Source organism: Blautia luti (assembly GCF_013304735.1).
Classification (GTDB): domain Bacteria; phylum Bacillota; class Clostridia; order Lachnospirales; family Lachnospiraceae; genus Blautia_A.
In genome coordinates, this window is the sequence record NZ_JAAITI010000005.1 from 123,355 (window position 1) to 149,730 (window position 26,376).

General features: G+C 45.7%; 22 protein-coding genes. 20 read left to right on the forward strand and 2 right to left on the reverse strand.

What is annotated here, in order from left to right; all coding sequences use genetic code 11:
- Positions 1-312 precede the first annotated feature (312 nt).
- The 20 genes from G5B06_RS04635 (at position 313) to G5B06_RS04730 (ending at position 23,328) form a co-directional block, all read left to right on the forward strand.
- Positions 313-1,164 carry a sigma-E processing peptidase SpoIIGA gene (locus tag G5B06_RS04635; RefSeq protein ID WP_148447310.1) on the forward strand — a complete coding sequence of 284 codons (852 nt, stop codon included), beginning with the start codon at positions 313-315 and terminating at the stop codon, positions 1,162-1,164.
- 15 nt (positions 1,165-1,179) lie between these two features.
- Positions 1,180-1,905, forward strand: coding sequence for an RNA polymerase sporulation sigma factor SigE (gene sigE / locus G5B06_RS04640; protein WP_148447308.1), 726 nt, complete (start codon positions 1,180-1,182; stop codon positions 1,903-1,905).
- 103 nt (positions 1,906-2,008) lie between these two features.
- Complete coding sequence (locus G5B06_RS04645; RefSeq protein WP_173762395.1) at positions 2,009-3,007, forward strand: AraC family transcriptional regulator; 999 nt, start codon at positions 2,009-2,011, stop codon at positions 3,005-3,007.
- Between the two features lie 103 nt (positions 3,008-3,110).
- Positions 3,111-5,759 (forward strand): alpha-L-rhamnosidase, encoded by a 2,649-nt coding sequence (locus G5B06_RS04650; RefSeq protein ID WP_173771445.1) that lies wholly within the window; start codon positions 3,111-3,113, stop codon positions 5,757-5,759.
- Between the two features lie 216 nt (positions 5,760-5,975).
- Positions 5,976-6,761: an HD domain-containing protein gene (locus G5B06_RS04655; protein WP_173762393.1), complete on the forward strand. Its 786-nt coding sequence runs from the start codon at positions 5,976-5,978 to the stop codon at positions 6,759-6,761.
- Positions 6,762-6,890: 129 nt separating this feature from the next.
- Positions 6,891-7,181 carry a hypothetical protein gene (locus tag G5B06_RS04660; protein WP_173762392.1) on the forward strand — a complete coding sequence of 97 codons (291 nt, stop codon included), beginning with the start codon at positions 6,891-6,893 and terminating at the stop codon, positions 7,179-7,181.
- Positions 7,182-7,652: 471 nt separating this feature from the next.
- Positions 7,653-9,092 (forward strand): proline--tRNA ligase, encoded by a 1,440-nt coding sequence (gene proS / locus G5B06_RS04665; protein WP_148447298.1) that lies wholly within the window; start codon positions 7,653-7,655, stop codon positions 9,090-9,092.
- 203 nt (positions 9,093-9,295) lie between these two features.
- Positions 9,296-10,636: a CCA tRNA nucleotidyltransferase gene (locus G5B06_RS04670; protein ID WP_173771447.1), complete on the forward strand. Its 1,341-nt coding sequence runs from the start codon at positions 9,296-9,298 to the stop codon at positions 10,634-10,636.
- A 59-nt stretch (positions 10,637-10,695) separates the two neighbouring features.
- Positions 10,696-11,673: a CotS family spore coat protein gene (locus G5B06_RS04675; protein ID WP_173771448.1), complete on the forward strand. Its 978-nt coding sequence runs from the start codon at positions 10,696-10,698 to the stop codon at positions 11,671-11,673.
- A gap of 95 nt (positions 11,674-11,768) precedes the next feature.
- Positions 11,769-13,502: a phospho-sugar mutase gene (locus G5B06_RS04680; RefSeq protein WP_148447292.1), complete on the forward strand. Its 1,734-nt coding sequence runs from the start codon at positions 11,769-11,771 to the stop codon at positions 13,500-13,502.
- A 66-nt stretch (positions 13,503-13,568) separates the two neighbouring features.
- The gene (locus G5B06_RS04685) at positions 13,569-13,898 is read left to right on the forward strand and encodes an HU family DNA-binding protein (RefSeq protein ID WP_278278404.1); all 330 of its coding nucleotides are present in this window, start codon (positions 13,569-13,571) and stop codon (positions 13,896-13,898) included.
- Positions 13,899-13,989: 91 nt separating this feature from the next.
- On the forward strand, positions 13,990-14,229 hold the full coding sequence (locus G5B06_RS04690; protein ID WP_118062154.1) for an RNA-binding S4 domain-containing protein: 240 nt from the start codon (positions 13,990-13,992) through the stop codon (positions 14,227-14,229).
- Positions 14,230-14,352: 123 nt separating this feature from the next.
- Positions 14,353-14,634, forward strand: a complete 282-nt coding sequence (gene yabP / locus G5B06_RS04695; protein WP_243279005.1) for a sporulation protein YabP — start codon at positions 14,353-14,355, stop codon at positions 14,632-14,634.
- A 114-nt stretch (positions 14,635-14,748) separates the two neighbouring features.
- Positions 14,749-15,063, forward strand: a complete 315-nt coding sequence (locus tag G5B06_RS04700; RefSeq protein WP_244092653.1) for an FtsB family cell division protein — start codon at positions 14,749-14,751, stop codon at positions 15,061-15,063.
- 120 nt (positions 15,064-15,183) lie between these two features.
- Complete coding sequence (locus tag G5B06_RS04705; protein WP_173762390.1) at positions 15,184-16,677, forward strand: SpoIIE family protein phosphatase; 1,494 nt, start codon at positions 15,184-15,186, stop codon at positions 16,675-16,677.
- 24 nt (positions 16,678-16,701) lie between these two features.
- Positions 16,702-18,111 carry a tRNA lysidine(34) synthetase TilS gene (tilS, locus tag G5B06_RS04710; RefSeq protein WP_173762389.1) on the forward strand — a complete coding sequence of 470 codons (1,410 nt, stop codon included), beginning with the start codon at positions 16,702-16,704 and terminating at the stop codon, positions 18,109-18,111.
- Complete coding sequence (gene hpt, locus G5B06_RS04715) at positions 18,108-18,635, forward strand: hypoxanthine phosphoribosyltransferase (RefSeq protein ID WP_173762388.1); 528 nt, start codon at positions 18,108-18,110, stop codon at positions 18,633-18,635. Before tilS ends, hpt begins: the two co-directional genes overlap by 4 nt.
- Before the next feature lie 16 nt (positions 18,636-18,651).
- Positions 18,652-20,499, forward strand: a complete 1,848-nt coding sequence (gene ftsH / locus G5B06_RS04720; RefSeq protein ID WP_294409049.1) for an ATP-dependent zinc metalloprotease FtsH — start codon at positions 18,652-18,654, stop codon at positions 20,497-20,499.
- Between the two features lie 287 nt (positions 20,500-20,786).
- The gene (locus G5B06_RS04725) at positions 20,787-22,904 is read left to right on the forward strand and encodes a glycoside hydrolase family 13 protein (RefSeq protein ID WP_173762387.1); all 2,118 of its coding nucleotides are present in this window, start codon (positions 20,787-20,789) and stop codon (positions 22,902-22,904) included.
- Between the two features lie 64 nt (positions 22,905-22,968).
- Positions 22,969-23,328 (forward strand): Hpt domain-containing protein, encoded by a 360-nt coding sequence (locus tag G5B06_RS04730; RefSeq protein WP_173771450.1) that lies wholly within the window; start codon positions 22,969-22,971, stop codon positions 23,326-23,328.
- 94 nt (positions 23,329-23,422) lie between these two features.
- On the opposite strand, the gene G5B06_RS04735 is transcribed toward G5B06_RS04730, so the two are convergent.
- Together G5B06_RS04735 and G5B06_RS04740 are read right to left on the reverse strand one after the other, a co-directional pair.
- Entirely contained in the window at positions 23,423-23,734 is a 312-nt protein-coding gene (locus G5B06_RS04735; protein WP_021976406.1) for an ArsR/SmtB family transcription factor, read from the reverse strand.
- Between the two features lie 62 nt (positions 23,735-23,796).
- A partial coding sequence (locus G5B06_RS04740; protein WP_330606693.1) for a heavy metal translocating P-type ATPase occupies positions 23,797-26,376 on the reverse strand: 2,580 nt, incomplete at its 5' end.

Consider the following 26,376-nt stretch of genomic DNA (forward strand, 5'->3'; position numbering starts at 1 on the left):
CTCCCTTATATCCATAAAAAATATCAGCAAAAAGCTGTCTGCTTTTCAGATTTTATAATAAAAAATATTTTAACACTATAAAGTGTGAAAATCAACAAAGATGCATCATTGTACAGAAATTTATACATTTTTGTCACGAATCCATAGAAAGAATCTATAAATGTCGAGTGCCCCAGAAATGCCACGACAAGTTTGAGGCCAGGGCTTCCATGCTTTGACAAAATATGCAGAGAGCCTGCCATATAATAAATGCACTTACCAAAGTGAAGGATTGATCACGGATAAAGTGTTAGGTGGCAGCGGGGGAATTTTATGTATCAGACCATATACATAGATATCGTTTTTCTGACGAATTTCCTGATGGATTACATGCTTCTCAGACTTGTGGGAAGGTTTCTGCATCTTGGCGGAAGCCGATTCCGGTGTCTGGCATCTGCTGCGCTGGGAGCTGGTTTTTCCTGTCTGCTTCTTTATATGCCTGTCCGGATTGTTTTTCCGGTGGCTGTTCTGATTCATGGAAGCTGTGCTTTTTTTATGGCAGCTTTTGCGTTTCGGCTGAAGAGGGGCTGCCTGCTGGCAAAAACAATTCTGGCGATGTATCTTACCGCTTTTGTGGTGGGAGGGATTTATCAGGCGCTGGAAACAGAAGGAACCATGACAGGAAGAACTTTTCTGCTTTTTCTGGCAGGAACCTATGGCAGTCTTTACACACTGACCTGTGTGGCAGAAACTTTCCGGCTGTGCCGGAAAAATATTTATCCGGTAACCCTGATATATCAGGGGAAAAAACAACAGTCCTACGGCTTTTTTGACACAGGAAATCTTCTTATGGATCCTGTAAGCAGACAGCCGGTATCCATAGTAAAACCGGAACTTCTGGAAAAAGTGCTTTCCAGAGAACTGGTAAAAAAACTGATGTACATAAAAGAAAAACCAGAGGAGCTGGAAAGCACGGAACTTGCCGGGCTGCGGCCTCATTTTCTTTCGTGCCGCACAGCAGGCGGGAAAGAAGGACTGCTGCTGGGTGTGATTCTTACCGAACTTACGATCCAGACTCCCGGAAGGGTTGTACATGTGGGAAAACCGGTACTTGCCATTACATTTGAGCCCTCAGCTTTGGGAGAAGAGTACGGGATACTTTTGAATTCCAGACTATTGAATTAAGAAGGGGGCTTTTTTATGAACAGAGCTGCAGTAAGAGCGTATCCATTTCAGGTGATTTCAAGATTTATGATTAACCGGCCGGGAGATGTTTTTTATATCGGGGGAAATGATATCCTTCCGGCACCACTTCCGCCGGAGCAGGAGACGAAGGTAATTGCCATGCTGGGGACAGAGGAAGAAAAAGAAGCAAGGGCAGTTTTGATTGAGCACAATCTCCGGCTGGTGGTTTACATTGCGAAGAAATTTGACAATACAGGGGTAGGGGTGGAAGATCTGATTTCCATTGGAACGATTGGACTGATTAAGGCGATCAACACATTTAATCCTGTAAAAAATATCAAACTTGCTACTTACGCATCCAGGTGTATTGAAAATGAAATCCTGATGTATCTTCGGAGAAACAGCAAGACCAGAATGGAAGTTTCCATTGACGAACCCCTGAATGTGGACTGGGACGGCAATGAACTTCTGCTTTCGGATATTCTTGGTACAGATGATGATGTGATATCCAGGCGGCTGGAGGATGAAGTGGAGATTGCGCTTCTGGGAAAAGCCATCAGCAAACTGACAAAGAGAGAGCAGATGATTATCCGCTTGCGTTTTGGGCTGGGAAACAGAGAAGGGATGGAAAAGACTCAGAAAGAAGTGGCAGATCTCCTGGGAATTTCGCAGTCCTATATTTCACGCCTGGAGAAGCGGATCATGAAGCGGCTGCGAAAAGAAATTGTAAAGTATGAATAGGAGAAACAGGAAAAAACGGTTTACCGGACAAAGCCAACGTGTTATATTGAGGAAAAGAGCGGAAACAGCTGTTTTCTGGAAACGGAGGAGCCTGAAAAATACGATGAACCGAGAAGAACTTGACCGTTATCTGAGAAAGATAACACCAAGAGAAAAAGAGATTCTGAAAGGAATTTCCCTGGAGGAACTGCACAGGCAGGACACCTGCCGGTTTGCAAAGTCCGGCCAGGGAACTTATCTTTTTGAGGGAAGCCTGTTTATGGCACCGGGAGAAAAAATTGTGGTAAGCAGGCAGGACCGTTATGTGGAAGTACTGCCCCATCAGCATGATTATATAGAACTGTGTTATCTCTGGTCAGGAAGCTGCAGCCAGACCATAGAAGGAAAGAAGGTTGTCACCAGCGAAGGGGATGTCTGTATTTTTGATACCCAGGCAGTGCATTCCATTGAGGCCGGCGGTGAAAATGATATTCTGGTAAATATTCTTATGAGCCGGGAATTCTTTGACGCGGCGTTTTTAAGCCGGATGCCGCGTCAGGGAATTGTCTCGGAGTTTCTTGCGGAATCGGTGACCAGAAGCAGGAAGAAGAAACATTATCTGTATTTTAAAACCCATGGAAACAACCGGGTGGGTGAGATCATGGAACAGATTATATCCGAGTATTACACCCGGGACATCGGCATGGAAGAGGTGATGGAAAGCTATGTGATTATTCTGTTTACAGAACTTCTCAGAACCTGGCGTGATGAGACAAAGAAACAGGCATCTGTGGCAAAGGAAGTACAGATCCTGGAACTGCTTTCCTATATCGAAAAAAATTACGAAACCTGTACACTGCCGGAAATGGGAAAGGCTTTTGGAATGCATGGCAATTATCTTACCGCCCTTCTGAAAGAAAAAACAGGAAGAAGTTTTGTGGAACATGTTCAGGAACAGCGCCTGAAAAAAGCAAGGATGCTTCTGGAAACAACGGAACTGCCGCTTTCAGAGCTGATCCCGCTGTGTGGTTACAATAATATGAATTTCTTTTACCGGAAATTCCGTGAGGCAGAGGGGTGTACGCCGGCACAGTACCGGAAAGAACATCGAAACACCTTATAAATGGTTAATATTTTGATGAAAAAGCGTTATTGAAGGATGACGCTTTTTTTGTTACCATTTCTGTAAGAACTGACAATATCACGGAAAATTGGGGGTAGAACCTATGTTAAAAATTAATGAGATCCGTATGGATTATGAAAAAGAACAGATTGGAATCACACATGTTCCGGAGTTCAGCTGGACATTAGAAAGTGATAAGAGAAATGTAATTCAGGATACCTGGGAGCTGGAAATTGCAGAGGATAAAGCTTTTGAGAAAAAGATCTACGAAAGTGGAAGGGTAAACAGTGATGCATCTGCACAGATCCTTCCTGAGAATGTGAAACTGGAATCCCAGAAGAAATATTTTGCCCGTGTAAAAGCAACCGCCAACGGAGAAGAGACAGAGTGGGCGGAGACATCCTTTGTCACAGGAATTCTGGATAACAGAGAATGGAAAGCAGTGTTTGTATCTGCAGAGGAAGAGGCAGATAAGGACAATTCCAAAGGTACCTATGTAAGAAATGAGTTTACAGTTGAAAAACCGGTAAAAGAAGCTTTTGTGTCTGTAACTGCACTGGGACTGTATCATTTTTATGTTAATGGCAGAAAAGTTGGAAAGGATGAACTGACACCGGGATGGACTTCCTACCGGAAACATCTCTGCTTCCAGACTTATGAAGTAACCGATTACCTGAAAGAAGGCAAAAATGCGGCGGGTGCCGTGCTGGCAGCAGGCTGGTATAAAGGAAAAATGGGATTTGAAGGCCTGGAAAAGAGAAGAAACCATTATGGAGAAAATACCGCACTTCTGGCGCAGATGGTAATCCGTTATGAGGATGGAACCGAAGAGCTTTTTGTGACAGATGAGAGCTGGAGCGGTGCAGATGCACCGGTTGTGTTTGCAGAGATCTATGATGGTGAGATCTACGACGGAGCAAAAGAAATCAAAGGATGGTCTGAGGCTGGATGTACAGCCGGACAGTGGAAACCAGTCCGTAAACTGGATTATGATTTTTCCGTTCTTACCGGACAGGGAAGTGGAAAAGTTTCCCTTATGGATGAGGTAAAACCAAAAGAAATCTTTGAGACGCCGGAAGGAGATCTGGTCATTGATTTTGGTCAGAATATGAGTGCCCTCATTCAGGTTACCGCAACAGGTAAAAAAGGTGATGTGATCCGTCTGGACTGCTTTGAGGTGCTGGACTCCAAAGGAAATGTATATCTTGATAACTTAAGAGGGGCAAAAGAATCTCTTCAGTATACATTCGGAGAAGATGGAACCATTACTTACCGTCCGTCCTTTACCTTTATGGGATTCCGTTACGCAAAGATCGTTTCCTTCCCGGGAACACCGGAACCTGGAAACTTTATCGCACATGCCATTCATACCAACATGGAACGTACCGGATTTCTTGAGACATCCAATCCGGATCTGAACCAGCTGGCCCACAATATCCTCTGGGGACTGAAGAGTAACTTTGTGGATGTTCCTACAGACTGCCCGCAGAGAGATGAGAGACTTGGATGGACCGGTGACGCGGAGATTTTCTGCCGTACAGCATGCTTCCTTGAAAATACATATTCTTTCTACCGGAAATGGCTCCGCGATGTGGAGGCGGATCAGACAGAGGAGGGCGGTGTTGCCCATGTTGTTCCGGATATTATTTCCGGAAATGAAGGGGATAACTGGCTTCTTAAACAGGGCAGCCATTCCGCAGCGGCCTGGGCAGATGTGGCAGTAATCAATCCATGGACCATGTATCTGACTTTTGGTGACAAAGAAATTCTGAAGATTCAGTATAACAGCATGAAGAACTGGATCAACTTTATGAGAGAGTATTCTGTGGATTATATCTGGAACTACAAGCTGCAGTTTGGTGACTGGGTAGCTCTGGACGCAGAAGAAGGCAGTTATTTCGGGGCAACTCCAAATGATCTGACCTGTACGGCTTATTTTGCATATTCCACAGGACTGTTTGTAAAAGCAGCCGAAGTTCTGGGCCGTGAGGAAGATGTGAAGGAATACACAGACCTTTACAATAAGGTTGTGGATAAATTCCAGAGAACATTCTTTGATGAAAACGGTGAGATGACGGCGCAGACACAGACCGCACATATTGTGGCACTGTATTTTGACCTGGTACCGGAAGAATATAAAGAGAAAACGGTTCAGGGTCTTTTAAGGCTTCTGAAAAAAGAGAATGATCATCTGGTAACCGGATTTGTGGGAACTCCGTATTTCTGCCACGCATTAAGCCAGAATGGCCATGTAAAGGAAGCGTACGATTTGCTTCTGAAAGATGATTTCCCGTCATGGCTGTATCAGGTGAAGATGGGAGCTACTACGATCTGGGAACACTGGGACGGACTGAAACCGGACGGAACCATGTGGAGTGCAGATATGAACTCCTTCAATCACTATGCTTACGGTTCCATCGGAGAATGGCTGGTACGTGTGATGGCAGGCCTTGAAGTGGATGAAAAGAAACCTGGTTATAAACACGCAGTGATTTATCCGAGAATGGGCGGAGATCTTAAATATGTAAAAGCAGAATACCGTTCTGTTTACGGTCCGGTAAGAAGCTTCTGGGAAGTAACACCGGAAGAGACACTTCTGCATGTTTCCGTACCTGCAAATACAACCGCAACCATCTGCCTGGATGGGGCGAAGGAAGTGAAAGCCGCAGACGGACTTACGTTCACGGCAGGAGACGGATTTATGCAGGCTGAGGCCGGATCAGGAGATTATGAGATCCATTTTGTGAGATAAGAAAATAGTAAGAGATTCCAGAGAAAAGGCGGCTGTCCGGTCTATCCAGAAGATAGACATAGGTCAGCTGTCTTTTTTTGACCTGGATCAGGCAACAGAGGGAATTTTCAAAATTCCGGGAAATACGGTGGAATTTGTCAGAGACCTTCGATATAATAAACACAGAGCGTTTTAAAAAAGTTACAGAACGAAAAAAAGCAGAAGGGGTGTGGCAGAATGATTGATATTGCACATGCAAAACAGGAATTCGAGAAATATCTGGATGAATACGACCGGCAGGATGAGCAGATTTATCTGAAGATCGAGCATACCTACGGCGTGGTGAAATACGCAGGGGAGATCGCCAGACGGATGGAGTGTTCCAGGGAAGACGTGGAACTTGCAGAACTGATCGGGCTGCTTCACGATATCGGACGTTTTGAGCAGATCCGAAGATTTCACAGCTTTGAGCCGGGAACTATGGATCATGCAGTATTCGGGGCAGAACTTCTCTTCGGGGAGGAAAAAATAATCCGCCGTTTTATCCGTGATGACCAGTTTGACATTCTGATCGATGCGGCAATCCGTAAGCACAGTGATTTTAAGCTGGAGGGGATCCATGACGCCAGAACACTGTTTCATGCAAAACTGATCCGGGATGCAGACAAGCTGGATAACTGCCGGGTGAAACTGGTGGCATCCATTGAAGCCATGCTGGGAGCCTCAGAGGAAGCAGCTGGAGAAGGGCTGATCTCGCCGGCAGTGTGGGAGTCCTGTCTCAGAAGAGAGTCTGTATTATCTGCGGACAGACAGGTGCCTGTGGACTACTGGGTATCCTATCTTGCCCAGTACTATGATATTAATTTCCCGGAAACCTGTGAGATCATCGAGGAAGAGGATTATATCACCAGGATCGCAGACCGGCTGACCTACAAAGAGCAGGATACCAGAGACAAGATCCGTATTCTCACAGAAGATCTGAACCGGTATCTGGAGATGCCGGCAGTGTCTGTGAAAGAGTAGAAACATGGCATAGCAAAAAGAATCAGGGGAAAAGCAGAAACAGATGTTGACTTAAACAGGGTTTATGATTATGGACGTAAGGATGCCAATGGGAAGGAAAGGGATCTTCATATTGAGAAGGCGCTTCAGGTGACGAAGAGGGTGCCGATCCTTCGGAAGAAGTCTTTTGAGCCGCATATTGTGGACTGTGATTATTTTACGGTTGATAAGGTGGTTCTGGATGGACAGAGGATGAAGAAGATCTTTGGAGAGATTGATAAGACCTCTTTTGCCAGCCTGCTTGTGCTGGATGGCGCCGGGAAGGTGCAGTCCGGGGAGGAAAGTGTGGATGTGCAGAAGGGAGATAGTATTTTTATTACGGCTAATGCCGGCGAGTATGAAATGAAAGGAAAATTTGAGGCACTGTTGACAACAGTGTAAAAAACCGCAGGGGAGGGAAAGGCGCTCGGAGTTTCGAAGCCCACTTTTCCCTCCCCTGCACCCCTCCCTTTCCGGGCACGAGTACGGTATTGGTCATGAACGGGAAGGCGGGCGCTTGCGCCCTGTTCCCTGAATGGTGGCGATAGGGTTTGGTGGATTAGAATTTTTTTGGTTTGGGGTTGACTTTGGGGGAGTTTTCGCCTAAAATGTATCAAAGATACGGCGATGATGAGAATAGTACACAGGGAATTATCTCAGAGAGGGGTCTGGTTTGGTGGAAGGGTCCTGTGCGTGAACTGTGGAACCGGCCTCGGAGCTCTGCGTGATTGAAGCGTGGCGTGTGTTTCCGGCGTTAACGGGTGTTGAGAGAGCAGCGGGTGCGCTGTTAACTGGGGTGGTACCGCCGAAGTCATTCGGTCCCTTGTGAGGGATTCGGAGGGCTTATTTTTTTTGGAAAAAAGGAGATTTATCATGGCAAAAGAAAAGAAATTAGTACAGGCCATTACGTCTATGGATGAGGATTTTGCTCAGTGGTATACAGACGTTGTTAAGAAGGCTGAGCTTTGCGGCTATACAAGCGTTAAGGGTTGTATGGCGATCAAACCTGCAGGTTATGCAATCTGGGAGAATATCCAGCATGAGCTTGACCGCAGATTTAAAGAGACTGGTGTAGAGAACGTTTACATGCCGATCTTTATTCCGGAGTCTCTTCTTGATAAAGAGAAAGATCATGTAGAAGGTTTTGCCCCGGAGGTTGCATGGGTAACTCATGGCGGTCTTGATCCGCTTCAGGAGAGACTTTGCGTACGTCCGACTTCCGAGACTCTGTTCTGCGATTTCTACCAGAAAGAGATCCAGTCCCACAGAGACCTTCCGAAGGTTTACAATCAGTGGTGCTCTGTTGTCCGCTGGGAGAAAACAACACGTCCGTTCCTTCGTTCCAGAGAGTTCCTGTGGCAGGAAGGACATACAGCACATGCAACAGCAGAGGAAGCTGAGCAGCGTACCATCCAGATGCTGAACATCTATGCAGATTTCTGTGAGGAAGTTCTTGCAATTCCGGTTATTAAAGGCCAGAAGACAGATAAAGAGAAATTTGCAGGTGCTGAGGCTACTTACACCATCGAGTCCCTGATGCACGATGGAAAAGCTCTTCAGTCCGGTACAAGCCATAACTTCGGGGATGGTTTTGCCAAAGCATTCGGAATCCAGTACACAGACAAAGATAACACACTGAAATATGTTCACCAGACATCCTGGGGAATGACAACCCGTATGATCGGTGCCATCATTATGGTACACGGTGATAACAGCGGTCTTGTTCTTCCTCCGAGAATCGCTCCGGTACAGACTGTGATCATTCCGATTCAGCAGCGTAAAGAGGGCGTTATGGAGAAAGCTGACGAGCTTCTTGTAGCACTGAAGGCAGCAGGCATCCGTGCAAAAGTTGACGCTACAGACAAGAGCCCGGGATTCAAATTCGCTGAGCAGGAGATGCGTGGTATTCCGCTTCGTGTTGAGTGTGGACCGAAAGATATCGAGAATGGCCAGGCAGTTCTCTGCAGAAGAGATACCCGTGAGAAATACACTGTATCCTTCGAGGAGCTTGCAGATAAGGTTAAAGAGCTTCTGGATACCATTCAGCATGATATGCTGGAGCGCGCACGTGCACACAGAGAGGCACATACTTATGTAGCCAAGAATTACGAGGAGTTCGGCGAGATCATCAACAGCAAGCCAGGATTCATCAAAGCTATGTGGTGCGGCGACCGTGCATGCGAGGACAAGATCAAAGAAGATTTCCAGGCAACATCCAGATGTATGCCATTTGAGCAGGAGCAGTTAAGCGACGTTTGCGTATGCTGTGGAAAACCGGCCAAGAAAATGGTTTACTGGGGACGTGCATACTAAAATGTATAAAACTGCGTGAGCAGTAACCAGATCATACAGGAATTTGGACAGCGGAGCGAAATAAGCTCCGCTGTTTTTATGGATTTATGCTATAATGTCGTTACTGAAACCATATCAGAATATCATCCGGCTGCTGAGAGCAGATAATACAGTGAAATGTGAATGCTTGATCTTGACAGCAGCAATCAGTAAGAGGAGTTATTATGAAGATAAACATACCACAAAAAGCAGCGCAGATTCTGAAGACTTTAAATGCTGCCGGCTATGAGGCCTACGTTGTCGGCGGCTGCGTCCGGGATTCCATCCTGAACCGGGTGCCGGGGGACTGGGACATTACAACTTCTGCACTTCCGGAGCAGGTGAAGGAACTTTTTCACAGAACTGTAGATACGGGGATCCAGCATGGAACAGTAACCGTAATGATGGATAAAGAAGGATTTGAGGTGACAACCTACCGTGTGGACGGCGAGTATCATGATGGCCGCCATCCGGATGCTGTGACTTTTACCAGAAGCCTTGAGGAAGATCTGAAACGAAGAGATTTTACCATCAATGCCATGGCCTACCATCCGGAGCACGGACTGGTGGATCTGTTTGGCGGAATGAAAGATATTGATGGGAAGATCATCCGGTGTGTCGGGGATCCGGTGGAACGTTTTACAGAGGATGCCCTTCGGATGCTCCGGGCAGTGCGTTTTTCCGCACAGCTTGGATTTACTGTGGAAGAGAATACAAAGGCAGCACTGGCGCGGATGTCAGGAAACCTGGAACATGTCAGTGCAGAGCGTATCCAGACAGAGCTTGTGAAGCTTCTGGTGTCCGATCATCCGGATTATCTCAGGACAGCCTGGGAGACAGGTCTTACAAGAGAGTTTCTTCCGGAATTTGATGCCTGCATGGAGACAGAGCAGAATACTCCCCATCACTGTTACACCGTGGGCGAGCACATTCTGAAAAGCCTCACAGAGATCGAAAATGACCGGCTTCTCCGCATCACCATGCTTCTTCACGACATCGCCAAGCCGGTTGTAAAAAAGACGGACGAGAACGGAAGAGACCACTTTAAGACGCATGGCCCGGCAGGTGAGAAGCTGGCCGGTAAGATCCTGCGCCGTCTGAAATTTGACAATGCAACGATCCGAAATACCTGCCGTCTGATCCGGTATCATGATCTTCGCCCCACGCCGGCAGCTGAGGATGTGAGAAGATCTGTGAATCTTATAGGAGAAGATCTTTTTCCACTGTATCTGAAAGTACAGAAGGCAGACCTTTTAGCGCAAAGTACTTACAGGAGAGAGGAAAAACTGGCACGGTTAGGTGGCGTGACAGAAACCTATCAGGGAATCCTTGAGAGAGGAGAATGTACCTCACTGAAAACCTTGGCAGTTTCCGGAAAAGATCTCATAAAAGCCGGACATCCGGCCGGACCGGAACTGGGAGACCTTCTGGAAAGACTTCTTGACTGTGTACTGAAAGATCCATCCCTTAACACAAAAGAAAAACTTCTTGAAACAGCGGAAAAAGACAGCATGAAAACCCAATAGAATAACGAAAATCCCCCCTGCATAAGATAGAACGTAAAATAAGGCAGGGGGGAACTTTTTTGTATGATTATGGTTTGAGCGTACTGGAGCAGTATGGGCTTACAGCATTTACTTCCGGCAGGGTGAGGGGTGCACTTCTTTGCCAGACAGAAAAAGGTCCTGTGATACTCCGGGAATTTCACGGCTCAGAAAAAAAGCTTTCCATGCAGCAGCAGCTTCTTGAAAAACTGAAAAAACAGAATTGTTTCGTGGATGCTTATCTCAGAAATCAGGAGGGTGTTCTGGTAAGCAGGGACAAAGATGCCATTCCATACACTGCACAGATCTGGTTTGAGGGACGGGAATGTGATACGAAATCCGAAACGGATATTTTAAAGAGTATCCGTACTCTGGCACAAATCCACAAAATCATGCAGCTTCCGGTGGAAATGGATTATGTGGGAAGAGATCTGCAGGATGAATATAGCCGGCATAATCAGGAAATGAAAAAGATACGTCGTTTTATCCGGAAAAAAGGAGCATCCAATCAATTTGAAAAAGATTATCTGAAAAGTGTGGAATGGTTTCTTCAGAAGGGAGAAGAAGCGGCAGATATGCTGGAAACCACGGATTATAAAAATTTGCGGCAGCAGGCTCTCCAGAAAGGCAGTATCTGTCATGGGGAATATAATCAGCATAATGTACTGATCCTTGGAAAAAATACAGCAGTAACCAATTTCAGCCACTGGAGTTTTGATGTGCAGATGGCAGATCTGTACCGTTTTATGCGAAAAATTCTGGAGAAATATTGCTGGGACTTACACATTGCCCGGAAAATGCTTTCCGCATACAATTCGGTACGCCCGATTTCAGAGTCTGAGTGGCAGAATTTAAGAGTCCGATTCTGTTATCCAGAAAAATACTGGAAACTTGCCAATCATTATTATACTCATAATAAAGCAGTGGTTTCCGGGAAAAATGTGGAAAAGCTGCGAACCCTGATTCATCAGAAAAAACAGTGGGAGGAATTTTCAAAACAGTGCTTCCGGCAGGAATAATTCTGAATGTGTCAAAAACAAAACTTCCCTTTTTCAGAAAATTGTTATATAATGTTAATTATCTTATACAAAGAAACAGGGAGGTATTTTGGAACATGGATTATAAGGAAATCTATAATCAGTGGCTTGAAAACCCATACTTCGACGAGGCAACAAAAGAAGAGCTGAAAGCAATCAAAGACGACGAAAATGAGATCAAAGAGCGTTTTTATATGGATCTTGAATTTGGTACGGCAGGCCTGCGCGGTATCATTGGCGCGGGTACCAACCGTATGAATATTTATGTAGTAAGAAGAGCAACTCAGGGTCTTGCCAACTACATCGCAAAAGTAGACAAGAAATCCCAGGGTGTTGCCATTGCATATGATTCCCGTCATATGTCACCGGAGTTCGCTCAGGAAGCAGCACTTTGCCTGGCAGCTAACGGAATCAAGGCTTACATCTTCGAGACACTTCGCCCGACACCGGAGCTTTCCTTTGCAGTACGTCATCTGGGATGCGTTGCAGGTATCAACGTAACAGCCAGCCATAACCCGCCGGAATACAACGGATACAAGGTTTACTGGGAAGACGGTGCACAGATCACACCACCTCATGACACCGGAATCATGGGTGAGGTTAAGGCAATCTCCGACTGGAATACCGTAAAGACCATGGATAAAGAAGAAGCAGTGAAGGCAGGACTTTTCGAGGTGATCGGACAGGCTGTTGACGATGCTTACATGGCAGAGCTTAAGAAACAGATCATCCATATGGATGCCATCCAGGCAGAGGGCAAGAACCTCAAGATCGTTTACACACCACTTCACGGAACTGGTAATATCCCGGCCAGAAGAATCCTGAAAGAGCTTGGATTTGAGAACGTATACGTAGTACCGGAACAGGAACTTCCAAACGGAGATTTCCCGACAGTCAGCTATCCGAACCCGGAGGCAGCAGAGGCATTTGAACTTGGCCTGAAGCTTGCAAAAGAAGTTGATGCAGATATCGTACTTGCAACAGATCCGGATGCAGACCGTCTTGGTGTCCGTGTAAAAGATAAAAACGGTGAGTACCATGACCTTACAGGAAACATGTCCGGATGCCTTCTTGCAAACTATGAGCTGAGCCAGAGAAAGGCTGTAAACGGAAGTCTTCCAGAGGATGGAGCTCTTGTAAAGACAATCGTTACAACAAACCTGGCAGATGCGATTGCCAAGGGATACAACGTGAACCTCATCGAAGTGCTTACCGGATTCAAATACATCGGACAGCAGATCCTTGGATTTGAGAACAGCGGTAAGGGTACATATCTTTTCGGATTTGAGGAGAGCTATGGCTGCCTGATCGGAACCTATGCAAGAGATAAAGATGCCATCGTTGCTACTATGGCACTTTGCGAGGCTGCCGCTTACTATAAGACACAGGGCAAGACTCTCTGGGATGCAATGATTGATATGTATGAGGAGTTTGGATATTATAAAGATGCTATCCAGGCAGTTACCATGAAGGGTATCGAGGGACTCCAGAAGATTCAGGAGATCATGACAACACTTCGTCAGAATCCGCCGGCAGAGTTTGCAGGTCATAAAGTAACCGCAGTACGTGACTATAAACTGGATGAGATTACAGATCTTGCTACAGGAGAGAAGAAACCGACAGGCCTTCCGAACTCCAATGTTCTTTATTATGAGCTTACAGACGATGCATGGGTATGCGTAAGACCGTCCGGTACAGAGCCGAAAGTAAAATTCTACTATGGAGTAAAAGGAACCTCTCTTGCAGATGCAGACGAGAAATCCGATGCAATGGGCAAGGCAGTTCTTGAAATGGTTGATTCCATGAAATAAATGGGTCATCCTTCCGCCTGTAATATGCGAAAAACCTTGACATTATAAGCCAAAAGGTTTATATATATAAGGCAAAGCCAAAAAAATAAGAGAACATCAATTATAGGAGGAAACACCATGAATAAAACAGAGTTAGTAGCAGCAATGGCGAAAGACACCAATCTTTCCAAGAAAGATGTAGAAGCTGTTCTGAAATCTTTTATCGATGTTGTAACTGATGAACTGAAAAAAGGCGAGAAGATTCAGCTTGTTGGATTTGGAACTTTCGAAGTAAGCACAAGAGCTGCAAGAGAGGGAAGAAATCCTCAGACTGGTGAGACCATGACAATCGAGGCTTCCAAGTCTCCGAAATTCAAAGCAGGAAAAGCTTTAAAGGATGTTGTTAACGGTAAATAATCTGTTGATTCAGTGATAACGGCAGGAGGAACCAGAAACCGGTTTCTCCTGCTTTTTTACTACGAAAGTTTTGTTAAAGGAGGAAAAAAATATGCGTCTTGATAAATATCTGAAAGTATCCAGACTGATCAAACGCCGTACAGTGGCCAATGAGGCATGCGATGCAGGAAGAGTTCTGGTAAATGACAAACCGGCCAAGGCATCTGTACAGGTGAAAACCGGAGATACTGTGGAAATTCAGTTCGGAAGCCGTAACGTAAAGGTGGAAGTTCTGGAAGTAAAAGATACAGTAAAAAAAGATGAAGTAGAGAGTATGTTCCGCTATATTTAACCAGATCCGGAAAACGCTTTCTGCACGTTTCGATATCCGGCCGATGGGCATGTTTTTGCGAATGGTCTATTTCCATACGGCGTTTCATAGATTAAAAGAGAAACGGTTCCCGGGAGGCTGGTTTTGGACGGAAAGAAATCTGCGGTAGCTCATAAGCTGATGCTGGAAAGACAGAAGGGGGGCACAATCACCGGAATCCGGGAGGTGATATCTTTTGACGAAAAAGAGATACTGCTGCACACAGAAGAAGGAAAACTGTCCCTGAAAGGAGATTCCCTGCATGTAAGGCATCTGGATCTGGAGAGCGGGGAACTGAGTCTGGAAGGCAGAATTGACAGCCTTGCATATCTTGGCAGAAAGAAGGAAAAAAAGGAAGAGTCCTTTTTAAAAAGACTGTTTCAATAAGGACAAAAAAAGACAGTAAACTGGTTGATATTTTTTAACAGAAGTTGTAAAATCTGGATGTATAAGCTCATAATAAAAATGAAAATCAGGAAAGATAAAAAAGGAGCAGACAGATTGAAAAAGCCGGAAAAAGGGAAAAAAAAGAAGATAATCGGTTATAATTATCTTGGTATGGTAGGAATTGCCGTGATTGCGCTGGTGCTGCTTGGAAGTCTTATGGTGCAGAGCAAGGGGCTGCAGCAACGTCTGGATTATTATAATTCCAAGGCGGCGGCACTGGATAAATCAATTGACAGTGAGAAGGAACGAACCAAGGAAATAGAAGCTCAGAAAGAATATATGAAAACCGATGAATATGTAGAAGAAGCAGCCAGAGAAAAGCTTGGTCTTGTAAAAGACAATGAGATTGTATTTCAGGAAGAAAAATAGCCGAAACCAGAAGTCTTTTGGCAGAAAATTTCCTGGGATTATCGTGCGGTTTTGACACATATTTCAGAATCCCTCCTTTATAATAATCAGTCAGTGAAGGTTATAAGGGGAGGGAAAAATATGCAGGAATGGATCATTGCCATGCTCGTAGTCAGCATTCTGCTGATACTCCGGGACATGGCAAAAACTGTCTTTTCAGGAAGAACGCAGGAAAAAGAAGAGATGATGCCGCTATGTGAAAGCCATCCCCAGAAGGAAAAAGTGGAACGGTATGCAGCATCATTCCGAAAACTGGCGGAAACTTTTTATGGGATGCCATACCGTAAGGAGTTTTTGAGCGGAGGACAGCTGAACCGTATTATTTCTGACACCAGTGCTTCTGTCTGTGCCAGATGTTATCAGAGAGAAATCTGCTGGGGAGAACGTGCCGGGGAAACCATGCGGGGCAGTGAGAAGATGATCCGTGTTATGGAAGAAGGCGATGAGGAAGCCATATGTCAGGCGCGAAGTGAATGGATCAGCGCCTGTGGGCGGTCAGCTCAGTATTTTCAGGTTCTGAATGAAGAGTTTCGGGAAGAGAGACAGAATCTGGTCTGGGATAACCGAATGATTGAAAGTCGTCTTGCGGTTGCACAGCAGCTTACTGAGATATCCAGAATTATGGATCACGTGGCCGAAGAATTGTATGACATTATGCCGGCAGATCCCAGCTTCCGGGAGGATCTCCGGAAGGCTTTCCGCAAAAAACATGTAATCATAAAAAATGTCTGGGTTATGGACAAAGTAGAAGGAAGACGGCAGGTATTTCTGAATCTTCGTGCCAGAAGCGGGCAGTGTGTTTCTATGACGGAAATTACACAGATTTTATCTAGAATATGTGGAAGCCCTATGACACCGGAGCAGGGAAGCAGGAGTATTGTAAATGGGGATTTTCATACCGTGCATTTCGTGGAGGATGTAAGTTATCAGATTCTTTACGGAGTGGCAAGCCTGACAAGAGAAGCGGAAAAAGTTTCCGGAGACAATTATATCTGCCGCCAGGAGGAAGATGGCAGGTTTTTTCTTTGCCTTTCGGATGGAATGGGGTCCGGGATGGAAGCTTTCAGGGAAAGTGAAATTGTGGTGGAGCTGCTGGAACAGTTTATGGAATCCGGATTTTCTCAGGAAACAGCAGCACGAATGGTGAATTCGGCACTGATTCTGAAAGGAAGAGAAGGAATGTTTTCCACAGTAGATATCTGTGCGGTGGATCTTTACACGGGAATCTGTAATTTCCTGAAGGCGGGTGCATCCTCTACATTCATAAAAAGAGACCACTGGGTGGAGTCCATTGCATCGGAAAGTCTGGCAGCAGGCCTGGTTCAGCAGCTGGATTTTGATACGGCATCCAGAAAACTTTACCATGGAGATTATCTGATTATGATGACAGATGGAGTTCTGGATGCGCTGCCTGCAGAGCGGGAAGAGGAGACCATGAAGGAAATTATTATGGATATCCGGGAAAAAGAACCGAAAGAGATTGGGCGTGGAATACTGGAACGGGTTCTGGGATACAGCGATTACCGGGCAAAAGATGATATGACGGTAGTTGTGGCCGGCCTTTGGAAAAAATAGAAAGTCTTTGATACAGGAGAAAAAATGATCGAACGTGTAAAAAAATATATCAGGGAAAATCAGATGCTGGAAGCTGGAAGTATGATAGTGGCGGGAGTATCCGGAGGAGCGGATTCTGTTGCCATGCTCCATATTTTAAAAAGCATACAAAAAGAGTTTAGATTTTCCCTGGAGGCGGTTCATATCCACCATGGAATCAGGGGAAAAGAAGCGGACAGAGATGAAGCCCTTGTAAAAAAAATCTGTGAAGAATGGAAAATTCCGTTTCAGTCTTATCATTATCCGGTTCCCAGACTTTCCAGGGAGTGGAAACTGGGAGAGGAAGAAACCGGAAGGATTGTTCGTAAGCAGGCTTTTGCGGAAGAAAAAAAGAAGCTTGGTTTTTCGGAAAAACGGGAAGAGGGAATGGGGCGGTTCTGCATTGCGCTGGCCCATAACTGTAATGATCTGGCAGAAACCATGCTACATCATCTGGCACGAGGGACAGGCCTTCGCGGCCTTTCGGGAATTCGCCCCTGTAATGGAGAAATTATCCGGCCGGTTTTATGTTTAGAACGGAAGGAAATTGTCTATTATCTGGAAGAAAGAGGAATTCCCTATATTACAGACAGCAGTAACCTTTCTGATGAATATACGAGAAACAGAATCCGGCATCACATACTTCCTGCAATGGAGATGGAAATTAACCAAAAGGCAGTGGAACATATGGCGGAAACAGCCAGAATCCTTGCGTCTGCGGATGAGTATTTCCAAAAAAAAGGAAAAGAACTTCTGAAACTGTGCAGGCGGAAAGAAGGCTATTTTCTGGATGATATCTTTTTTGAAGAAGATTCCATTATCCGGGAATATGCAGTGATGGAAGGTTTTGAACAGCTTGCGGGGAAAAGAAAAGATTTTACCTCTCTTCACGTAGAACAGGTATTTTCCCTCAGGGAGAAAGAAATCGGCCGTTATATTTGCTTTCCGCAGCATTTAAGGGCCATCCGGCAGTATGGAGGGATTCTGCTGGAAAAGACAGAAACGCAGGAGGCACCGGAGTATACAGAGTGTTTTTTTGAAATTCCGGTTCCAGGAACCCTCAGATGTTCTTTCGGAATCTTTGAGACAAAAATTTTTCCCTATAAGAATCAGAAGATTGAAGAAAAAAAGTATACGAAATGGATGGATTATGATAAAATAAAAGGTAGTCCATGCGTTCGTACCAGAAAACAGGGAGACTATCTTGTTGTAAACAGTGCCGGAGGAAGAAAGAAACTGAACCGTGTCTTTATTGACGAGAAGATTCCGGCCGGTTTAAGGGATCAGATTCCGGTTGTTGCCACAGGATCAGAGATCCTCTGGATCCCGGGAGGACGAATGAACGAACAGTATAAGGTCACTTCCACTACAGGGAGAGTGTTGGAATTACATTACCAAGGAGGAGTTTTAACATGAGCGAAAAAATCAGGGTTTTACTCAGTGAAGAAGAAGTAGATGCCCGTATCCAGGAAGTTGCAGATGTGATCAACAAAGATTACGAGGGAAAAGATGTACACATGATCTGTGTGCTGAAAGGCGGAGTTTTCTTTATGTGTGAGCTTGCCAAAAGGATCACACGGCCGGTAACTCTGGATTTCATGTCTGTATCCAGTTACGGTGATGACACGAAATCAAGCGGTGTTGTAAAGATCGTCAAGGATCTTGACCAGCCTCTGGAGGGGAAAGATGTCCTGATCGTGGAGGATATCATTGATTCAGGAAGAACATTAAGCTATTTGCTGCGTATCCTGAAAGGCAGACATCCGGCAAGCATTAAACTCTGTACGCTTCTTGATAAACCGGAGAGACGTGTGACAGACGTAAAGGTAGATTACTGCTGTTTCAATATTCCGGATGAGTTTGTGGTAGGATATGGACTTGATTATGCCCAGAAATACAGAAACCTTCCTTACATCGGAGTAGTGGAACTGGAGGACTGAAAGGAGATTTAACCAAGTGAGCAAGCATTCAGGTAAGATAGGCCTGTACCTTCTGCTTATTGTGGCACTGATCGCAGGATATCTGTATCTTAATGACCAGGTATCTACCCAGGGCAGTTACACAATGGGTCAGCTGGAAAAGGCTCTGGAAGAAGACAAAGTAACGGATGCAGTGATTCATCAGAACAGAGAAGTGCCCACCGGTTATGTAACGACAAACATTGTTTCAGACGGTCAGAGGACAGTCTATGTAACCGATGTAAAAGAGGCAGAAGAGCTTCTTGAAAAATATGACATTGATCCGACGATCCGCAATGTGCCCAAAGACAGTTCCATGATCGGAACCGTTCTTCCGGTGGTACTTACCGGTGCGATCCTTATCTTTTTCTTTATGATGATGAACCGGCAGATGTCTGGAGGCGGTGGAAGCAATGCGAAGATGATGAACTTCGGAAAAAGCAGAGCCAGAATGTCTACCCCTGATGATAAGAAAGTAACATTCAAGGATGTTGCAGGTCTTCAGGAGGAGAAAGAGGATCTGGAGGAAGTGGTTGACTTCCTGAAATCCCCGCAGAAGTATACCAAAGTAGGTGCCAGAATTCCGAAAGGAGTAATCCTTGTGGGTCCTCCGGGAACCGGTAAAACCCTTCTTGCGAAAGCAGTTGCAGGAGAAGCGGGGGTTCCGTTTTTCTCCATTTCCGGATCGGATTTCGTGGAGATGTTTGTAGGCGTCGGTGCGTCCCGTGTACGAGATCTTTTTGAAGAAGGCAAGCGCCATGCGCCATGCATTATCTTTATTGACGAGATCGATGCGGTAGCCCGCCAGCGAGGAACCGGAATGGGTGGCGGCCATGATGAGAGAGAGCAGACACTGAACCAGCTTCTTGTAGAGATGGATGGTTTCGGAGTAAATGAAGGTATTATCGTGATGGCAGCTACCAACCGTGTGGATATCCTGGACCCGGCAATCCTCCGTCCGGGACGTTTTGACCGAAAAGTCGGTGTGGGACGTCCGGATGTTAAGGGCAGAGAAGAGATCCTGATGGTCCATGCCAAGGACAAACCGCTGGGAGATGATGTGGATCTTCGCCAGATTGCCCAGACAACAGCCGGATTTACCGGTGCGGATCTGGAGAACCTTCTCAACGAGGCGGCCATTGACGCAGCCAAAGAAAGCCGTCCTTATATCATGCAGAAAGATATCAAAAAAGCATTCATTAAAGTCGGGATCGGTGCAGAGAAGAAGAGCAAGGTCATCTCTGACAAAGAGAAGAAGATCACTGCTTATCATGAGGCAGGTCATGCGATCCTGTTCCATGTGCTTCCGCATATGGACCCGGTATACACCATTTCCATTATTCCTACAGGAATGGGCGCTGCCGGTTACACCATGCCGCTTCCGGATAATGATGAGATGTTCAACACAAAGAACAAGATGCTGGAGGATATCACAACGCTTCTCGGAGGCCGTGTGGCCGAGGAGATCATCTTCGGAGATATTACAACAGGTGCATCCAATGATATCAAACGTGCCACAGAGACTGCACGTTCCATGGTAATGAAATACGGTATGTCCGAAAAGATCGGCCTGATCGCTTACGGCAACGATGACGATGAGGTATTTATCGGCCGTGATCTGGCACATACCAGAGGTTACAGCGAGGAAGTGGCAAGAGAGATCGATGAGGAAATTTCCCGTATCATCAGCGAATGCCACGAGAAAGCAGAGAGTATTATCCGAGAGCATATCGGCGTTCTTCACAGCTGTGCATCCCTTCTTCTTGAGAAGGAAAAAGTACATCGTGAAGAGTTTGAAGCACTTTTTACAACAGAAAAAGAAGAGGTTGCAGAAACAAACGAATAAAGTGCACAAAAAAACATATTGAATTTTGTGAACTTTGTGCACACTTTTTGGTGGACACATGGTACTATATATACCGTAAAACCCCCCCAATACATTATATAGTTTTTGCTACACCCCATAAGAAGAAATACCTTCTCCAAAAAAGGCAGCCTAACCAGCTGTCTTTTTTACTGCGTAAAAATAAAAGCGGAAACATGGAGAAAACCGGTAGATAAACTTGCGATATGGAAAAAATTAAGATAATATATTTAAGAGAGTGGTACTAAAAACGGAATGAGGAAAATAGAATGTTATATGAAAGCATGGAGACAGCAAAGAAGATGCAGTATATACTCAATATGAGTCCGGTATTAAATAAAGACGCGATGTTCAGCGATGGAACAGAATATTACCGGACACCTGTGGAACCGCGGGAGGGCGATACAGTTACGATCCGTTTTCGTACCCAGCGAAATAATGTGGACAACGTCTGTCTTGTGCATGACGGGGAATATCTGGAAATGAAACGGGAGAAGACTTCCGGAAGTTTTGATTACTATACTGCACAGATCATAATGGGAAAAGACATTGTGCGCTATCATTTTGAAATCCATTCAGGGCTTGTTACCTGTTATTACGATACAAACGGTGTCAGTACCAGGCATGAGGAACGGACAGAATTTGAGATCTATCCGGATTATCATGTGCCGGAATGGCTGAAGGGTGCGATCATGTACCAGATTTATGTGGATCGTTTTTATAACGGAGATCCTTCCAATGATGTGGAAACCGGAGAATACTCCTATATTGGGGATATTTCCGTGAAAGTGGATGACTGGGGAAAAATTCCTGCAGTTATGGGTGTCCGGGAATTTTACGGCGGCGATCTTCAGGGAGTCATGGATAAACTGGATTATCTGCAGGAGCTTGGGGTGGATGTGATTTATCTGAATCCGGTGTTTGTTTCCCCAAGCAACCACAAGTATGACTGTCAGGACTATGACCATATCGATCCTCATATCGGAAAGATCGTGGAGGACTGTGACGGCCTTTTAAGCCCCGGAGACCGGGATAACAGTCATGCACTTAAGTATATCCGTCGTGTGACCGATAAATGGAATCTGAAGGCCAGCAACGAGCTTTTCCGGGAACTTGTGGAAGAGATCCACAGGAGAGGAATGAAAGTGATTCTGGATGGGGTATTTAACCACTGTGGATCTTTTAATAAATGGATGGACAGAGAACGGATCTATGAAAACCAGGAAGGATACGAAAAGGGAGCTTATGTTTCGGCGGACAGCCCTTACCGTTCTTTCTTCTGTTTCCGGGATCAGAACCGCTGGCCATATAATCCTACTTATGATGGCTGGTGGACTCACGATACGTTGCCGAAACTGAATTATGAAGGATCTGAGGAACTTTGTCAGACAATCCTTGACGTAGGCAGGAAATGGGTTTCTCCGCCGTATAATGTAGATGGATGGAGACTGGATGTGGCAGCAGATCTGGGCCACAGCAATGAATTTAACCATCACTTCTGGAAAGAGTTCCGAAAGGCGGTAAAAGAAGCCAATCCCAATGCGGTGATCCTTGCGGAACACTACGGAAATCCGGAGAGCTGGCTTCTTGGTGATGAGTGGGATACAGTTATGAACTACGACGCTTTTATGGAGCCTGTAACCTGGTTCCTCACCGGAATGGAGAAGCACAGTGATGAGTACCGGGAAGACCTTTATGGCAACAGTGAGGCTTTTATCGGAGCTATGAAGCATCATATGCGTTCACTGCATATGGGAGCTCTTTACGGGGCCATGAATGAGCTTTCCAACCACGATCATTCCAGATTTCTCACAAGAACCAACCACAGGGTAGGAAGGCTTTCCTATGCAGGAGCAGAAGCAGCATCTGCAGGTATCAACCCTGCGATCATGAGAGAGGCAGTTGTGATCCAGATGACGTGGCCTGGCGCACCTACGGTATATTACGGGGACGAGGCCGGCGTGTGCGGCTTTACAGATCCGGATAACCGCAGAACCTATCCATGGGGAAAAGAAGATTCTGAGATGTTGGATTTCCATAAACGGATGATCTGTGTACACAAGGCATATCCGCTCCTTGCAAAAGGTTCCCTGGAATTTCTGTGGAACGATCATCAGGGCTTAAGTTATGGCCGTTTTTCTGATTCTGAGCAGATCATTGTGATTCTCAATAATCAGGATTATGAGAGAGATGTGAGAGTAACGGTCTGGAAAACCGGTGTGAGTCGGAAAGAAGCAACCGCTTTTCAGCGGCTGATGCTTTCTTCCAGAGAAGGCTATACGGAAATGCCGGAAGAATATATTGCAGATGCGGGAATCCTCCATGTGAGAATGCCTGCATACGGAGCGATGGTGCTTCATCACAGAGCAAGGGATAAATATAAATAATGCACAGTTCAGGAAACAGACCGTAAAAATATGGAGGATGCCTGATGGAAAGGAGAAATATACTATGACAATTGAGCAGTGTTACAGTGCAATTGAAAGCAATTATGAAGAGGTGCTTGGACGTTTTGCGGGAAACAAAATGCTGGTTGAAAAATTTGCCCGGAAATTTCTTGATGATCCAAGTTATCAGACACTTGTAGAGACTATGGATAAAGCAGATTATGAGGAAGCTTTCCGTGCCGCCCATACATTAAAGGGTGTTTGTGCAAATCTTGGATTTACGCAGCTGTTTAAAGTTTCCAGTGATCTGACAGAAGAGCTCAGAGGCGGCAATCCGGATGCCGCAAAGCTTCCGGAAATGCTTGAGAAAGTTTCTTCTGAGTACAGGAAGACGGTAGATGCGATTAACTGTGTAAATGAATAAAAAGCGTCAGAATTGAACGCTGTTTATAAAAAAGCCGATCTGTTCTTTCCATTGCTGGAAAGAGGATCGGCTTTTTTGACTGTTTTTTTATGTTTTATTCTTCTGTTACATGTTCCAGACCCTGATTCATGATGGTGGCTACATGGCTGTCTGCCAGGGAGTAGAAGATTGTTTTTCCATCTCTTCGAAATTTGACCAGTGACATCTGTTTCAGTACACGAAGCTGATGAGAAATGGCACTTTGTGTCATGGAAAGCCGGTCGGCAATGTCCTGCACACAAAGCTCTTCTACAGAAAGCGCATACAGGATACGGATTCTGGTAGGATCACCAAAGACCTTAAAAAGGTCGGCGAGCCGATACAGCGTATCATCATTGATCGGGTAATCAATATGTGGTTTCTTCATTTGCGTATCCTCCAAACTATTAACTTCTATTGTAGCTGAAAAAACCGCACCGGTCAAATTCTTTATTTTTTATACAGGATACGAATGGAATTCAGCACGCAGATCATGGCAACACCAGTGTCTGCAAATACGGCCATCCACATGTTTGCGTGTCCGGCAAGACCAAGGATCATAACTGCGATCTTGATCACAAGGGCGAATACCACGTTCTGCCATGCAATGCGGTTTGTGTTCCGCGCAATGGCGATGGACTGCGGGATAGCGTCTACATTGGAATTCATAAATACAGCATCTGCAGCCTCGATCGCAGCATCTGCACCACTTCCCATGGCTGCGCCTACATCAGCGCCAGCAAGAACAGGAGCGTCATTGATTCCGTCGCCGACAAACATAACCGTTCCGTGTGCCTCACGGACTTTTTTCAGGGCATTGAGCTTATCTTCCGGAAGAAGTTTGGCATAGATTTCATCGATTCCGGCATCTTTTCCTACGGCCTTTGCACTGTCTTCGGAATCTCCGGTAAGCATAACTGTGTGAAGACCGAGTTTTTTCAGGGAAGCAATGGCTTCTTTTGCATCTGGTTTGATAGTATCGGAGATCAGCATATATCCTGCAAAAGTTCCGTTTACAGCCATAAATACTTCAGAGCCGTAAGAGGCTTCTTTTAATTCTCCGATGGTGACGCCGAATTTATCCATCAGCTTGCGGTTTCCACAGAGAACTTTTCCCTCCGACATTTCTGCGACAATTCCATGTCCGGAAATTTCTTCCAGAGAGATCGGTTTTTCAAACTGGATTCCGCGTTCTTTTGCGGCAGCTACAATACTGTTTGCAATCGGATGTGTGGAGTTCTGCTCGCAGCCTGCACACATGGAAAGAAGTTCGTTTTCGTTATATTTACCGGCAGTTACAACTTTCTGAAGCTGGAAGTTACCTTCTGTGATGGTTCCGGTTTTATCCATAACTACAGCGCCAAGATTGCTTAATCCCTCGATGGAAAGGCCGCCTTTGAACAGGATTCCTTTCTTGGAACCGGCACCGATGCCTGAGAAGAATGCAAGCGGGATACTAAGTACAAGAGCACATGGGCAGCTCATTACCAGGAAGGTGATGGCTGTGTAGATCCAGTAATGCCAGTTTCCGGTTACAAGGGATGGAATCAGTGCTGTTGCAACAGCGATTCCTACAACACAAGGAGTGTACACTTTTGCAAAACGTGTGATAAAACGGTCGATCTTCGGTTTACTTGCTGCTGCATTTTCTACAGAATCCAGGATACGTGTGACCATGGACTCTTCGAGAGGTTTTTCCACGCGGATCTTTAACTGGCCGGAGGTATTTACACATCCGGAAGTGATCTCGTCACCCTCGTTTACAGCAACTGGTACAGGTTCACCTGTGATTGGTGATGTGTCAATACGGCTGCTTCCTTCGAGGATCACGCCGTCAAGAGGAATACGGTCGCCAGGGCGGACCAGGAGAACATCACCAACCTGAGCTTCCTCAGATGGGATTACCTGAATGTCATCGCCAACAATAAGATTTACAACTTCCGGGCGGAGGTCAACAGCGTCCATGATCTGTCCACGGCTTCGCTCAACAGCTTTTTCCTCAAAAAGCTCACCGATACGGTAGAAGAGCATAACGCCTACGGCCTCTGCAGAATCATTGATAGCAAAAGCAGCAAGGGTTGCAACACTCATCAGGAAGTTTTCATCGAAAACCTGTCCATGGGAGATGTTTTTGGCTGCTTTTACAACGATCACACCGCCAAGGGCCAGGTATGCAATCATGAATACCGGAAGAGTGGCAGTAGTTGCAAATCCTTTATGTTCCATGATTTCGCCGGCAACAAAGAGGATCGCACCGATGATAATACAGATTGTGTCGATCTTTTCTTTGGAAAAAGTTTCTTTTTTGCCAGCTGCGTGAGTTTCGGATGCAGCTGTCTGCGTTTTTGGCTTCGGATCTTTTTCTTTTACGACAACTTCGGATTCGATGGAAGTACAGATCTTGCGGATCTGGTCAAGATAGCGGTCCGGATTTTTTGCAGTGACACGGAGCTGCTTGGTGGCAAAAGTGATGGTAGCTTCGGAGATACCGTCGAGATCTGCAATCTGTTCTTCCATCTTGGAAGCGCAGTGAGCACATCCTAAGTTCTCCAGAAGGTAGATCTTGGTTGTCACGTCAGCAGAAGCGGATGGTTTCGGATTTCTCGGAACAACTTTGACTTCGGATTCAATGGAGGTGCAGATCTTGCGGATCTGCGGAAGCAGAGCATCCGGATCAGCAGCGTTTAAACGAAGCTGTTTGGTGGCGAAAGTGATGGTTGCACTTTCTACGCCGTCAAGATGCTGGATCTGTTCCTCCATCTTGGAAGCACAGTGAGCACAGCCCAGGTTCTCCAGGATGTAGACACGTTTTGCGGATGCTGTGCTGTGGGAGTGCTCGTGATGCTCGTGGTTGTGGTCGTGATCCCCGCAGCCGCAACCGCAGTGTTCGTCATCGTGATGATGGTGATGCTCATGCTCGTGATGTTCGTGGTCATGATCATGATGTTCATGCTCGTGGTGGTCGTGATCATGATCCTCGCAACCACAGCCGCAGTGGTCATCGTCGTGATGATGGTGATGATGTTCATG

Bases quoted from the DNA above. Each gene is read 5' to 3' on its own strand.
- hpt (WP_173762388.1), top strand. From the start codon at position 18,108: ATGAGCGAAAAAATCAGGGTTTTACTCAGTGAAGAAGAAGTAGATGCC.
- sigE (WP_148447308.1), top strand. From the start codon at position 1,180: ATGAACAGAGCTGCAGTAAGAGCGTATCCATTTCAGGTGATTTCAAGA.
- G5B06_RS04650 (WP_173771445.1), top strand. From the start codon at position 3,111: ATGTTAAAAATTAATGAGATCCGTATGGATTATGAAAAAGAACAGATT.
- proS (WP_148447298.1), top strand. From the start codon at position 7,653: ATGGCAAAAGAAAAGAAATTAGTACAGGCCATTACGTCTATGGATGAG.
- G5B06_RS04655 (WP_173762393.1), top strand. From the start codon at position 5,976: ATGATTGATATTGCACATGCAAAACAGGAATTCGAGAAATATCTGGAT.
- G5B06_RS04730 (WP_173771450.1), top strand. From the start codon at position 22,969: ATGACAATTGAGCAGTGTTACAGTGCAATTGAAAGCAATTATGAAGAG.
- G5B06_RS04725 (WP_173762387.1), top strand. From the start codon at position 20,787: ATGTTATATGAAAGCATGGAGACAGCAAAGAAGATGCAGTATATACTC.
- G5B06_RS04680 (WP_148447292.1), top strand. From the start codon at position 11,769: ATGGATTATAAGGAAATCTATAATCAGTGGCTTGAAAACCCATACTTC.
- G5B06_RS04705 (WP_173762390.1), top strand. From the start codon at position 15,184: ATGCAGGAATGGATCATTGCCATGCTCGTAGTCAGCATTCTGCTGATA.
- G5B06_RS04635 (WP_148447310.1), top strand. From the start codon at position 313: ATGTATCAGACCATATACATAGATATCGTTTTTCTGACGAATTTCCTG.
- G5B06_RS04670 (WP_173771447.1), top strand. From the start codon at position 9,296: ATGAAGATAAACATACCACAAAAAGCAGCGCAGATTCTGAAGACTTTA.
- G5B06_RS04645 (WP_173762395.1), top strand. From the start codon at position 2,009: ATGAACCGAGAAGAACTTGACCGTTATCTGAGAAAGATAACACCAAGA.
- G5B06_RS04690 (WP_118062154.1), top strand. From the start codon at position 13,990: ATGCGTCTTGATAAATATCTGAAAGTATCCAGACTGATCAAACGCCGT.
- G5B06_RS04735 (WP_021976406.1), bottom strand. From the start codon at position 23,734: ATGAAGAAACCACATATTGATTACCCGATCAATGATGATACGCTGTAT.
- tilS (WP_173762389.1), top strand. From the start codon at position 16,702: ATGATCGAACGTGTAAAAAAATATATCAGGGAAAATCAGATGCTGGAA.